Annotated in this window: 13 protein-coding genes and 1 pseudogene; 9 read left to right on the forward strand and 5 right to left on the reverse strand. The window is 43.6% G+C overall.

The window, feature by feature from the left end; all coding sequences use genetic code 11:
- Positions 1–125: 125 nt before the first annotated feature.
- The 4 genes from SYK_RS14230 to SYK_RS14245 all read right to left on the reverse strand — a co-directional run bounded on the left by SYK_RS14230 (position 126) and on the right by SYK_RS14245 (position 3,260).
- On the reverse strand, positions 126–383 hold the full coding sequence (locus tag SYK_RS14230) for a Fic family protein (RefSeq protein ID WP_281760934.1): 258 nt from the start codon (positions 381–383) through the stop codon (positions 126–128).
- Positions 384–504: 121 nt separating this feature from the next.
- Positions 505–798, reverse strand: coding sequence for a Fic family protein (locus SYK_RS14235; protein ID WP_281760935.1), 294 nt, complete (start codon positions 796–798; stop codon positions 505–507).
- Positions 799–2,071: 1,273 nt separating this feature from the next.
- Positions 2,072–2,443, reverse strand: a complete 372-nt coding sequence (locus SYK_RS14240) for a hypothetical protein (RefSeq protein WP_281760936.1) — start codon at positions 2,441–2,443, stop codon at positions 2,072–2,074.
- A gap of 154 nt (positions 2,444–2,597) precedes the next feature.
- A complete protein-coding gene (locus tag SYK_RS14245; RefSeq protein ID WP_281760937.1) occupies positions 2,598–3,260 on the reverse strand; it encodes a YagK/YfjJ domain-containing protein in 663 nt (220 codons plus the stop codon).
- 488 nt (positions 3,261–3,748) lie between these two features.
- Between SYK_RS14245 and SYK_RS14250 the strand changes: the two genes are divergently transcribed.
- The gene (locus tag SYK_RS14250; protein WP_281760938.1) at positions 3,749–4,162 is read left to right on the forward strand and encodes a BrnA antitoxin family protein; all 414 of its coding nucleotides are present in this window, start codon (positions 3,749–3,751) and stop codon (positions 4,160–4,162) included.
- A gap of 1,158 nt (positions 4,163–5,320) precedes the next feature.
- Here SYK_RS14250 and SYK_RS14255 read toward each other — a convergent pair.
- The gene (locus tag SYK_RS14255) at positions 5,321–6,307 is read right to left on the reverse strand and encodes a tetratricopeptide repeat protein (protein ID WP_281760939.1); all 987 of its coding nucleotides are present in this window, start codon (positions 6,305–6,307) and stop codon (positions 5,321–5,323) included.
- A 311-nt stretch (positions 6,308–6,618) separates the two neighbouring features.
- Here SYK_RS14255 and SYK_RS17730 point away from each other — a divergent pair.
- The 8 genes and pseudogenes from SYK_RS17730 to SYK_RS14290 form a co-directional block, all read left to right on the forward strand.
- Positions 6,619–6,891: pseudogene (locus tag SYK_RS17730) on the forward strand (prepilin peptidase); the annotation flags it as partial.
- The gene (locus SYK_RS14260; RefSeq protein ID WP_281760940.1) at positions 6,892–7,350 is read left to right on the forward strand and encodes a hypothetical protein; all 459 of its coding nucleotides are present in this window, start codon (positions 6,892–6,894) and stop codon (positions 7,348–7,350) included. It begins immediately after the preceding pseudogene.
- Position 7,351: 1 nt separating this feature from the next.
- The gene (locus tag SYK_RS14265; RefSeq protein WP_281760941.1) at positions 7,352–8,245 is read left to right on the forward strand and encodes an alpha/beta fold hydrolase; all 894 of its coding nucleotides are present in this window, start codon (positions 7,352–7,354) and stop codon (positions 8,243–8,245) included.
- Between the two features lie 3 nt (positions 8,246–8,248).
- Positions 8,249–8,605, forward strand: a complete 357-nt coding sequence (locus SYK_RS14270) for a prepilin-type N-terminal cleavage/methylation domain-containing protein (RefSeq protein WP_281760942.1) — start codon at positions 8,249–8,251, stop codon at positions 8,603–8,605.
- Positions 8,602–9,252 (forward strand): type II secretion system protein GspJ, encoded by a 651-nt coding sequence (locus tag SYK_RS14275; RefSeq protein WP_281760943.1) that lies wholly within the window; start codon positions 8,602–8,604, stop codon positions 9,250–9,252. Before SYK_RS14270 ends, SYK_RS14275 begins: the two co-directional genes overlap by 4 nt.
- A gap of 4 nt (positions 9,253–9,256) precedes the next feature.
- Entirely contained in the window at positions 9,257–10,252 is a 996-nt protein-coding gene (locus SYK_RS14280) for a type II secretion system protein GspK (RefSeq protein ID WP_281760944.1), read from the forward strand.
- Positions 10,253–10,265: 13 nt separating this feature from the next.
- A complete protein-coding gene (locus tag SYK_RS14285) occupies positions 10,266–11,786 on the forward strand; it encodes a PilN domain-containing protein (RefSeq protein ID WP_281760945.1) in 1,521 nt (506 codons plus the stop codon).
- Positions 11,783–12,289, forward strand: a complete 507-nt coding sequence (locus SYK_RS14290) for a hypothetical protein (protein ID WP_281760946.1) — start codon at positions 11,783–11,785, stop codon at positions 12,287–12,289. The genes SYK_RS14285 and SYK_RS14290 overlap by 4 nt, the downstream gene beginning before the upstream one ends.

The raw sequence follows: 12,289 nt of genomic DNA on the forward strand, positions 1-12,289 counted from the left end.
CCTTCGTTAGGGCACACATGCGGAATTTATACTTCTTGGCTATTTGGCTTGTGAGCCTCCATCCACGCACTCCTGGAGACCGTTTTAGGCTAAGAGGCTTTTGGCTGTCTGCGGTGTCTACAATGTTAACTAGTAATTCCGACCCAATCAATTCCATACCGTGCTTTTCGCCCTCCACCGCTTTGGACGAGCATCCTGGTTTCCACCGGAGTCTTCAAGTCGCGTGTCGCCGTTGCGGAGGATGCGTTGGTCATGGAGATGTGTTTCTTGTTCGAAATACCACCCTCGAAGTCGTCAGGGTCAGCGACGAGCAACTTGTTGAGCACCTTGCGTTGCCGATCGTTAATATTAATCTCGGCGTACCTTTCCCAAAACTCAGCCATCCATGATGGTCAGCCGTGTCAACTCGCGTGAATTGCGTATGCCTTGTTTGACCATTTCGAGAAACCAGTACAACCTCTTTGCGAGGTGTCAATCGCCTTTTTGTGCGTTTTTTAGGACCGATTAATAGGCCTTTTGGGACGCCGAAACCTGTGAAGACAAGCTGTAGGATTTCTGAGAGGTTTGCTCGTCTTGCGCTATGGCCATATCGGTTATCGCCCGTGCGAGTCTCCCGTTACCGTCATCAAACGGATGAAGCGTAACAAACCAGAAATGAGCGATCCCAGCCCGAACGATGCCGTCTCCATCTACCGGAGAGTTGAACCAATCCAAGAAGACTTCCATCTCTTTGGGGAATAAATCAGCAGGAGGGGCTTCATAGTGCAGTTTCACCTTCCCCGATCTGCCAGAAACCATCTGCATCGCTCCTTGCACGTCTGTCCCCCAATCACCCACAGTAATGCGCTGAATGCCGGTGTACCCTGTCGGGAAAAGCGCCGCCTGTCATCCAATGAACCGCTCTGCGGTAAGAGGATCGCTATGGTTCGCCGTAGCATCCTCGTATTGATGCTGAGGATGATATCCAGCCTCCTCTAGCCCAACTTTCCGAACGACAGACGACCGAACAAACTATGGGTGTAATTTCAGACCCTTAATTCCCGAAGTTAGCAAAGCCTCCGTATCCCCAAATACAGCCTCAGCCTCAAGGGCAAACTGATTATCCAAGGCCGCCATCTGGACGAGTAATTTCCTCTGCATCTTCCGACAACTTTCAAGTTTGGAGAAAAGGATTTCTACATCATACCGGAAAGTAGGCTAGGTCTCTTCCTAGCCATATATAATGAACCAGGATGTGTTTCTTGTTTTATTTAGATCAAATTTTGATTTGAATATGTCAGTTTTTTCATCAAGTGCGAATTGGCATGATGCACAGATCAATGCCTCTCCTTTTGGAGAGGCCTGTACCAAATGGACAAATACTTAGCGTAATTCAGAAGCCCCGAAGGATATGCCTCTTTGCCATGGCCTCGCGAATTAATTTCAGCGAGATCGCAAGCCCTGGCCAAACAAAAAACAAGATCTGCACGGAAGTGAGCTTCTTGCGACATCCTCTCTTGAACTGTAGCAAGCGGAGACGGATGCTCAAGCGTAAGCACAATTCCGTTAGCCTCACTGCAGCACCAGACATCAAAATCAACGTCGTCACAGCCGGTCACCTATCGCTAGGCATTTTTTGCTTCGTTGATAAAATCCACATCTTCGAATGGATTGTTGCCTTCTACGAGGAGTTGTACATGATATATAGAATCCATCAGGCTTTTTCCCTTTTGTACATTCATGAGTCAAAGTACGCTTTAACCGGTTGAGCCAAATCTAAGTCGTAAATATATGCATGGCTAGTTAACAAATTAAGGTACTGAATTACTTTGGCTTCATAATTGGCAGGAGTAAATCCCGGAGGAACAGGGAAGCGAAATCTATTTACAATGATTCTTCTATGTTAAGTTACCATCAAGTCAATTCTTTTACAGGTTTCCTGGATGATTGGAATGCTGGAAAAGAAATGATTTGGATTTCCAGAGTTAAAAAGGTACGGGGCTGAAGACTCGGTCTCCATGGCGGGTTGACAAAACATGGCTATTCCTCGGGATGTTAAGAGATCGAAAGGATAATCAATTATTCATTTTTATTAAACTATTTCAAATTTTAAAACAGGATAACCTCGTGTGTTGTTCTCAATTGTGATGCGGGTGACGACATCTTCAAGTCGAGAGTTTATAGAGGACAAAATGGCGATGTACGGCTTGAAACCGTGCTGGATTGATCCATCGTGAATCGTCAGCCGATATGTGATGTTGTTCAGTTCAAGGTCGAAGTCATATGCGAGTGTCCAGCCGTTAGGAATCTGGGCTTCATCATGGCAGATCCTTTCGCCAACCAAGCCATTTGAAGTCCATTGCAAAAAACGTTTGCCCATGAGTCTAAGTTGAGCATCGATCTGAGGGCCAATGACCGTGTTAGCGAATGTAAATTTTCCATTGCGGATGTTGAGGTAGCGCATATGCTTCTCCATTATTTTTGGTTGAAAAAACAGAAAAGGTCATGAGCGAATGTTTGCCCATGACCTTACTTATTTTTACCAAGTTTCTTCTGTATATTATAGTGGCTATCTATAAAAGATAATTTAATTTTCAGTTCCTATTCCTTGTAGGAACCTAGCGCAATTGAGATGCTCCAAAACGATGGCTGTCTGGCGAAGCATCCTGTTTTTGATTAGTTTTTGCGAGATAGCTTGCCCGATAAAAGAGGTGATCAATGGCGCTATTAAAAGAGATGGTCGAATCGATCAAGGTGCAAACAGATGCTTTTCGGGGAGGGCGTTCAAGTATAACACCATTTTCAACAGCCATACCTTTTTGATTTCGATCACAGGGCCAAACATAATTTTTAGCGTCACGGTCCAGTACCCGTCCCCAAACTTTTATTACTTTACCGAGAAATCTCCGGTAGTCCCGGACAACACTGCCATTCACAAAAACAATGCAATGGTAGTGAGGATGTTTTGAGCTTTTTTGTTCTTTAACCCAAACATAGTGCAGATCAATTTTCGCCCCCTTCCTTTTGCTGAGATTGCGGGCGTTATCTCTCATTATTTTAAAAAAATGTTGAATCTCTACATTTTCGCCCTTTGACTTGTAATCAACCGGAAAATGTAAATCGAACCTTATTGCTAACACTCGACAGTGCTTACCTGTCATCCACCACATGCTGTCATACAGTCGTTGCAGGATGATGTGAAAACAAAAGAACCTGCCGTTCCCTGTGTTGATAGGCAAACCATTGAAACATCCTTTGTTGGTAGTGGATTTATGATGCATAGAAACCTCTTAATATGCTAAAATTACTAACTATAATATAGTACAAGAGGTGTGAAAAATAATTAGCATTATAGAATCTATTAATCGGGAGAGTGTCATGACTTTGATTCCTGAACGACTGAAGGGCGCTGCTTACCAGTTGGCGGAGAGAGTTGCTTCTTGGCTTGGGTGGATTGTATTTTAGTCTTGGCATCAGAAAACAAGGAAGGGTGTCTAAGTGGCTGATACGAAGATTGTTGTCTTTGGTGTAGCGTAATTAACTAACTGTTTTAATAAACAATAGATTAGATATTATAATAATAGCGAGGAAATCAAAGCTCAACAAAGCCCACAGAGAAGGGAGCTCTCGTGGCATGAGATCAGTAGTTCCAGACAATTAAGTTATCGCGAGATATGAAAACTACACGCCAAGAATGTAAATACAAATTGACATACAGTTTGTGCCTGCGAGACTTGGCAGTAATGTAATTTGCATATACATACGTTTAATGAAATCCCAAAAACTCATCATTCAAGACGATGATCCCGATGTGCAGGCAGCCATGTTCGTTAAGCACGCACGGAAAGCTTTAGAGCGTCAGAAGCCTAACAAGACCTCCATATCCATCCGCCTGCATACCGACGTAATTGAGTTCTTGGAGTCTATTTCAGACGGGAAGTATCAGCCCGCTATCAACACGATATTGCGTGCATTTGTCGAATATCCAGTAGATAAACTGCCGGAAGCTTTGGCAGATGATGATTCGCTTCCAGATCTGCCCAAGAAGCCTGTTAGCATCCGTTTAGACAAAGATTTGTTCGCTACGTTTAAGGAACAGGGGAAGGGCTATCAAACTCGTATTAATCAGGCTTTGCGTGTGTTCTTGTTGTACTCAAAGGCTAGCTCTGGTGGGTACTATTGAAGACCTCAAATTTGCAATGAACAGCCTTCTCAATCCCTGTGTTTACGGGGTGAAAATGGCCTAAAATTCAGATTTGGCTTACTCGGTCAATCATCTTGATGATCTCTCGGTTAGAAAAGATCACACCCTCCAAGTCTTTTTTACGACATGGCGTTTCATTTAGAAATGAAGCAACCCAACGGTGCTTTTCTTCAGTTTTGGGTAAATGACCCAGCCGATTCTTCAACATGAATTCGACAGCATACTTCATGTTGAAAGGGGGAGCGGGAGTTGTTGGGAAAGTGTGATGCGGTGTGACAAGCTAATGCTAGAAACGCATTGTTTTTCTTTTTTTTCTGGAATTAAAATCGAGATTGATTTCCTGGGGGGGGGCTGGTTTTTTTGCCCTGGATATTTTGGATAAGGCAACCCCGCCAACGACGAAGAAGATGCCGATGCCAAGGATGATGAGAGTGGTCTGATTCATAGCTGTGATCTATGTGTAGTGAACGAATACAAGGTCAAGACATCTGTCTGTTTTGAAGGGAAGAGTGACGAAATAAGAACGCCCACAGCAATGTCTGGCCGTGGGCGTTCTTATTTGGGAGAGGTGTTTTGAAAATGTCGACAAATCCAGCATTGAATGTATGCGGTTTGGGTGGTCGAAGCTAGGTGTGTTAAGAAATAAGCGCAAAGCCTCCGGCCTAGATGAGGCCGAGAGCTTTGCTCTTTTATTTGAATTATCCGGCTTAAGCGACTTCTATATAGGACTGACTAAGAGCTGTAACGACTAAAAAAAATATGAAAAGACGTCATGCCTATTCGAGAGGACAGGCATGACATCTTCAACGTCAATATAATATTAAAACCTATTCAGGTACGTAAAGTTCAACTGCTGAAGCTTCTTATCTATCAAGAGTTTTATTCATCAGCGCGGGGCCATATATGCCCTAGGCTCTTCGGACTACTGAGCGGCGAATTAAGGTGGATCTTTTTTTATCAAGATAAGTTCGTTTGGATAATCTTGTGCTGCATTGTTGAAATAAATGCATGATTATATATAGCTCTATATACAAATTGCTCTTAATCTGCCAGGCCTTTATATTGGTGCTTGTGGGTCTAAATTCTAATAATTTGTTTGAAGCGTAGTTCTGCAGCTCTAGGTCGGGCTGCATAGTGCTATTTACTTGTTTCTAGTTTTTTTGTGTATTGCTCAAGCTTAGTTTTCATTTCCTGCACAGTTTTTGCGTTATTGTCTTTCTGAGCGATTTGGATGGCTTCTTTCAAGGTGTTGATGGCCTTTTGCAAGAAACCGGATTCTGCGTATGCCGTAGCGAGCGTGTCCAGTTTATTTAAATCTTGCCCAGAAGATAAATAGATAGCTCTTTGGGCCAATTCAATCGAACGCATACCATTTTTGTATTTTGGTTCTGGACAGGTTGCTAAAAACCAAGCAAAGCCATTAAGAGTGGTGCTGTCTGTGTCATGAATAGCAAGCGAGTGTTCATAGTCTTGTAGGGCTAGAGCGTATTCATCTAATTTTATATAAGCTAACGCCCGGTTGTAATAGGCCATGTAATTATTGGGATTAATATTGGTTGTTTTTGAAAAATCGGAAATAGCCTTGTCGAGTTGGCCTGTTTTCAAATATGTGGTGCCTCTATTGAAGTAGCAAGGAACACAACGTCTATTGATTTGGATAGCCTTTCCGTAATCTTCGATGGCCATCTCGTAGTTTTTCATTTCACTATATATGGCACCTCTGTTTATGTATGAAATAAGATTTCTATCGTCGATTTCAATCGCTTTATTAAGGTCACTGATGGCCGTCTTATAATCTTTTACATCCGCAAAATAGTTTGCTCGATTGTTGTAAGCGGCGGTGTTTTGTGGGTCTAGTGAAAGAGCCATATTCAAATCACTTATGGCCTTGGCATGTATTTTATTTCTCCTGTAATATTCACCTCGGTTACTATAGGCCTGTGATAAGGCTTGCTTGTCTCGGTTATTTGATTTTATCAACCAAGTGTAATGATCTGCTATCGAATATTTGGGCTGACTACCTTGAGTCTGAATATTTGTGCCAGCTGAGGCATATATGGTTGTGGTTAACAGGTAGGCTATTATGAGAATGGACGTACGCAGGCGAATCTGCAAGTTTTTCATAGGGGGCTCTTTGTTTTTTTATATTTAAATTTAAATGCTTATCGCGTTTGGCGCTCATTCACTTAAAACGAAAATAGAGTTTAAGTTTTATTAAAGAAATCATGTTGGCGTATAATTGGGGCTTGCTAGCATATATAAATGCTAGACTCTGGCCGGCTGTCAAGTATGGAAAAGAATGAATGGAAGAATAACGTTAGTCTTGCGATCTTATTTCTACCTTGCGAGCCAGTCATCTGATTCTCATCGTTATGAGGGAGTGCTATAGGCAATGGTGAAAGAAATTGATCATTCTATCGTCGGGAGAGCCTGTGGTGCCTGAAGTTCTTAGGATACTAATTTTTGTTGTTTTAGGGCTCATACTCGGTAGCTTCGCGGGCTGCTTGTCCTATCGGCATACCGTAGGAGCATCGGTTGTCACTCCATCCCGTTCGTATTGCCCCGAGTGTAAGACTTTCTTGGAGTGGTTCGATAACATTCCGCTCATAAGCTATTTCTTTTTAAGAGGCAGATGTCGATATTGCGGGTGTCCGATAAGCCCACGATATCCTATTGTTGAATTTTCCTCGTTGGTCTGTGGAGTTTTCTTGGCCGTTCGCTATGAGTCTCCGTTGCAATGGTCGCTTGCGATGCCAGTACTCTTTCTTTTGATCGTGTCATCTGCTGTTGAAATGCAAGTGAAGCAGGTGCCTAAGTTTGTTATTTGGGGGATTTTGCTTGTTGCAATTGGTTCGATGATTGTCAGTCCTAGCGATGCTCTCTATACAATATTTGTTGGCACAGGTGTTGGAGTGATGTTTTCAATCATATATTTCGTAATTGCATGTCGAGCAGGGAAAGTTGTGCCAGAATTTGGAATCTTATTGGTGGGGACGGCAGCAGTCATCAGCTGCTTTGCCGAGTCGAGGCTCATCGTCATGACCTTGATCATGTGTGTTGCTTATGGGATGGTTGTTTTCTTCACGGCTAAATGGAATAGGGGCAACAAGATGCCCGCCTCAGCTATATTGGGAATTGGGTGTTTAGTTATGATGATGTGGGCGTAATATGAGAAAACTAATACTATGTGCTCTTTTGATTATTCTTGGCGCGGTTGTTGTCTTTCAGGGAGAGAACCTGTTTCAGGAAGGCTTGAAGGGCTATCTTGCCCTAAATGGGGTTTCTTCGAGGTTTATCCATAAAAATGAAAGTACTGTCTTTATCTTTGAGGGCGGGAAAGAGAATCTTGAAACTGTCATCCTTCTCCATGGCGTCGGAGGTAACGCCTTAACCTCTTGGTTTCAACTTCTTCCTGAACTGGCAAAAAATTATCACGTTGTTGCTCCGGATATGTTTTTTGCCAATCTCCCGGACTTAGTCAATTCAGGTTACCATATTAATTTTGAAAGACAGCTTGTCGAATTACTTTTTGAGGACTTGAAAATATCCAAAGCATCATTGGTAGGTCTGTCCTTCGGGGCATGGCCAGCGTTACAGATGGCCACAGGATCCCCGGAAAGAGTTAAGGACTTAGTCCTGATTTCTCCATTGGATGGGAGTGCCAATAAGATTGTTGCAGGCTTGGATTTAAATAAAGAAAATCCAGGCAAAGATTTTTATTACCGCATATTTAAAACTCCCCCTCCTGTTCCTAATCTGTTTTTACAATCTCATTGGGACAGGACTTCTCGCGTTTTTGCTGCATTGCCTCGTTTTCAAGTCCAATTGGATTTAGAGGGCAGGAAGTTGAATGCCGCTCTCTCTAATATCAAATGTCCAGTACTTATTGTGTATGGGCAGGAAGATCGGGTAATACCTCGTGAGCACTTCGATGATATGGAAGCTAACATTGAAGGAAGCTTGTTGCGAGGACTGGAGCGAAGCGGGCATGCCGTGGTTTGGGACCAGCCTGAGCAACTTGCGTTAGCAGTGGACTCATTTTTGGCGAGAGTGGAGGAGTAACAGATGAAGCGTGAAGCAGGGTTTACTCTTATTGAGGTGCTCATTACGTTGATTGTCCTCAGCGTTGGTGCGCTGGCTATCATGAAACACACTTCGCAGACGCAGGATTTGATGGCAGAGATTCGTCATCTTGATACCATCTCCCGTCTCGCCGGATTGAAAATGCAAGATTTGGAAAAGGACGGTTTTTCTTCTTCGCTTTCCAGAGAGGGCACTTTTGAAGATCATCCTGGCTATGAATGGAGCGCGAGTTCGCACCTCCTAAAAGACGGTGGATGGTATCGTTTGAAACTGGTTGTCAGGCGGGACGATACGGACCGGTCTGTTAAGGTAGAACGGATTTTCCGCGAGTTACTATGAAAAAGATAAAAAAAGGAAGAATTGCGACGCGAGGAGATAGGGCCGGCTTTACGCTTATCGAGGTCCTTGTGGCTGTTGCGTTGTCTTCAGTGATTATGATGGCTTTGTTCGGTATGTTTAATTCCGTTGTGGACGTTGCGTCCAGTGTCAAATTTCAAGAAAGCTCATCTTATGGTGAACGCACCTTTGAGGGGATTCTTTTTGATGACCTGCGTTCGGTTTATGCGGCTTCGGGTGATTCCTTTCGTTTTAAAGGGAAGAGTGGCTCTTTCCTCGGTATTGACGGCCTGCTTATGGAGTTTTGCTCAACTGCGAGCCTGAATAACTTCGGAACTAGTCCTTCTTTTTCGTTGCAAAGAGTCGAGTATGTTATGAAAGGCGGTTCAGATACGAAAAATATTTACCGTCGGGAAAGGAACAATTGTGGACTTTCGGGGGATTGGGAGTGGGTCGAGGTCCCTATTCTTAAAGAAATTTCGGATATTGAAATCGAATATTATGATCCTGAGGATAACTCTTTTGTGACGGAATGGGATGGTGGTAACGCGCAATACCCTCAAGCAGTTAATGTAAAGGTTGTATATCCAGGTAATCGGGAGCATCTGTTCACAGTTGGGTTATCTGCGATGGTAGAAGATGAGAGTTAAGCCCATGAGACACCAAAATAAAGATGGATCGGTTCTTATTGTCGTCTTGCTCGTCTTGGCTGCTGCTGCATTTCTGATATTGGAGAGTGGTAAGTTTCTGAGGATTGATTATTCTAGCGCCGCTTATCAGCGAGTTGTTGTTGCTGGGGGGAGTTTGCTGCGCTCTGGGTTGACCGTGGCCAAGGAAATACTGCTTGAAGATATAAAGGACAATGGGAATAGTGCCGATCATAAGTTTGATAATTGGGCCAACATTGAGGTTTTTTATGACGAGATATCCGCTTCGCTTGAATCCGGTGATATCAGTGGGCGTATAATTCCTGAAGATGGTCGGATTCATTTGAATTCATTCCGTGCAGGGAATGATGTAGGGAAAGATCTTGGTGAAATTTTTGTCAGACTTGTTGAGGGCTTATGTTCGGCGCATGGAATTGAGGCTGATTCAAACATTTATCTGAAATCAATTAAGATCTGGCTAGGGGAAAAGGATACACAAGGGGACAAGGATTGGTACGCAGGGCAGGAACCAGCGTTCATCTCAACCAACGGTCCTTTTCGAGCCCCCGATGAATTGTTGCTGGTTAGATGGGAGGGAGTCGAGCCAGAAGATATTCGTAAAGTGTTTTATGGTGCGAATGGGATTCCTGGACTCAGAAAATTTATTACCGTTTGGAGTAGTGGTAAAATCAACGTCAATATCGCTGAGCGTGAGGTGATTGCGGCTATGATACCTAATTCGGAGTTGAGTGCTGAATTTGTGGAAGCCGTTGAGAACTACAGGAATGAGGGGGCTAACGATTTCTCCCTTCCTTGGTATAAGGGTATTGCCATGAGAGTCGGGGGCGATATGTCCAATTTCCCGGATAAAGCTCTAGCCAGTAAGAGTTCAGTTTTCCGTGTGTTGTTGACCGCTACAATCGGTGCGGGGCATCTTAATTCTACTACCATTCTTAGAAGAGACTCTAAGCGGTGTGTTGTGTTGTTCGAGAATATCCATTAGGTCAATATCTAGCATGAAAAATGGCGTTGGTTATATAACTTTATCTGATGGAAAGATGCACTTCTTGTTACGGCAGGATAGGAATTCCGAGCCATTAATGCTGTCCTCGTCCATTGAGTCAGATGCAAAAGCTTTGTCCATGGCCATGAGTTATGCCATGGACAATAATGCCATATTCGAGCGAGCCGTCGTAGGGATTGACGGAAGGAATTGTATTCTTAGGAATTTTCAACTGCCGATCCAAAATCGTCGACAGATTGATCAGGTTGTGGCGTTTGAATTGGATGAAGATCTTCCCTTTGAGCGTCATGAATTGGTGAGTGACTATTTCAGGGGACGTTATTCGGATGGGACTTCGTTTCTTTCTGTAGCGTCTGTGAGAAAAGAGCCTGTCGCGGATCTTATAGGGCTTTTTCAGGAACAGGGTGTTGAGGTTGAAAGGATTGATGTGGATGTGGCCGCTTTTGCCCGGGCCTGTGCGAGTCGGTTCTCTAATTATGAGAGATGCGTTGGCTTGGAGGTAGGCAAGGATCGAATGCTCTTTTGCCACTTGGTTGATGGTCAAGTTCTGAGCTTAGCGGTCATTCCCTGGGGTGAATCTTTTTTGGTAAATTCATTTGCTACAAAAAAGGGTTTGTCTGTCAATGAAGTCGATCGGATAATGGTTTTTGCGGGGGAGAACCCGGTCGAGGATTCAGGGAATGATATTCAAGAGGCATTTCAAAAACAACTCGAGGCTTTTGTTGGCAAACAACTGCGAGAAATTTATAGGCTTCTTGGAGACTCTGAATGGCCCTCACGCTTCATTTTGAGTGGCGATGTCGTACGAATTCAAACTTTCAGAAAAGCGTTTGAAGAAGCTTCTGAAGGGCATTTAGATATTTGGGATGAGTTGTCTCTCAAGCTTGGTGACGAAGTCGATGAAGGGCAGAGGGGGAGTGGGCTTGCCACTTCCTTTGGCTTGACGGAAGAGTCTGATGCTTCATTCAATTTCAGGAAAGATGAATTTGCTTTGGTTGGGGCGAATTCTGTATGGCATCAGGAAGCTTGGTTCTTTGCCGTGCTTTTTCTTTCGATCTTTATTGCCTGGGGTGCGTATTCCTATGCGACTTTAATCGCCAATGATCGCGAACTGGCATATTTGGAAGAAGCAACGCTTCAAACCTATAAAGATGCCTTGCCTGAAGTGAGCCAGAGCCTTGCCCCCATGCAATACCAGAGTATTATTTCATCACGGGTCGATATGCTTTCCGGAAGGCCAGATGACCAGGCTGGGGGAAAAAGCGTATCGGTTATTGAAACGCTTCGTGTAGTGAGCGCTGTTCTGGATAAGAAAATTGATGTTGAATTTATCAGCCTCAATTTGGACAGTAGACGAATTGATCTTCAAGGGGAAACCCGATCCATGAACGCGGTGGATAGTGTTCGCAAGGCCATTGAGAAAACGAAAGTTTTTCAGGGAGCGAAGATTAAGAATGCCACAGCGAACAAAAAATCGAAAAGAATTCGTTTTGAAATTGAGGTGCAGCGATGAGCGCCCTCTCTTTAGATATGCATATCAGTCGCCCGGTCAGAATAATGATAGGTATGTTTGTTGTTATCGTTATTGGTGTTGGAATATTTCTTCCTATGGCACGCCAACAGGATGATGGAGTATTGGAAATCAGCGCAGCTAGAGACGAGTATCTGAAGGCCCTAGATTCTGTGCAACGATATACATCAATCAAGGCTGGCGAAAACAGTAAAACATCTGTCATTTTGAAGGAACAGCTTTTTTCCTATGTGGAGAAGGTCTCTCGAAATTTGAAGTTGAACAAGAGGATAGATTACATTCGTCCGGGAAATAGGACAAAAGATGATGGCTCGATCGTGGAGGTCGTGCATGTGTCTTTTAAGGGCATTTCTTTGGATGAGTTTGTCAGGTTTCTATACCATATTGAAGTCCAAAAAAGGGAAATATACATAGAAGCTATTTCCATTAAAAAAGATAGCAAGAAGAATCTGAACACACAGATGACTCTTCAGAAAAGAGGCTGA

Source organism: Pseudodesulfovibrio nedwellii (assembly GCF_027923765.1).
GTDB classification, from domain to species: Bacteria; Desulfobacterota; Desulfovibrionia; order Desulfovibrionales; family Desulfovibrionaceae; genus Pseudodesulfovibrio; species Pseudodesulfovibrio nedwellii.

Coding starts and splice junctions, on each gene's coding strand:
- SYK_RS14235 (WP_281760935.1), bottom strand. CDS start 798: ATGGTTTCTGGCAGATCGGGGAAGGTGAAACTGCACTATGAAGCCCCT.
- SYK_RS14255 (WP_281760939.1), bottom strand. CDS start 6,307: ATGAAAAACTTGCAGATTCGCCTGCGTACGTCCATTCTCATAATAGCC.
- SYK_RS14240 (WP_281760936.1), bottom strand. CDS start 2,443: ATGCGCTACCTCAACATCCGCAATGGAAAATTTACATTCGCTAACACG.
- SYK_RS14290 (WP_281760946.1), top strand. CDS start 11,783: ATGAGCGCCCTCTCTTTAGATATGCATATCAGTCGCCCGGTCAGAATA.
- SYK_RS14250 (WP_281760938.1), top strand. CDS start 3,749: ATGAAATCCCAAAAACTCATCATTCAAGACGATGATCCCGATGTGCAG.
- SYK_RS14280 (WP_281760944.1), top strand. CDS start 9,257: ATGAGACACCAAAATAAAGATGGATCGGTTCTTATTGTCGTCTTGCTC.
- SYK_RS14245 (WP_281760937.1), bottom strand. CDS start 3,260: ATGCATCATAAATCCACTACCAACAAAGGATGTTTCAATGGTTTGCCT.
- SYK_RS14230 (WP_281760934.1), bottom strand. CDS start 383: ATGGCTGAGTTTTGGGAAAGGTACGCCGAGATTAATATTAACGATCGG.
- SYK_RS14270 (WP_281760942.1), top strand. CDS start 8,249: ATGAAGCGTGAAGCAGGGTTTACTCTTATTGAGGTGCTCATTACGTTG.
- SYK_RS14285 (WP_281760945.1), top strand. CDS start 10,266: ATGAAAAATGGCGTTGGTTATATAACTTTATCTGATGGAAAGATGCAC.
- SYK_RS14275 (WP_281760943.1), top strand. CDS start 8,602: ATGAAAAAGATAAAAAAAGGAAGAATTGCGACGCGAGGAGATAGGGCC.
- SYK_RS14265 (WP_281760941.1), top strand. CDS start 7,352: ATGAGAAAACTAATACTATGTGCTCTTTTGATTATTCTTGGCGCGGTT.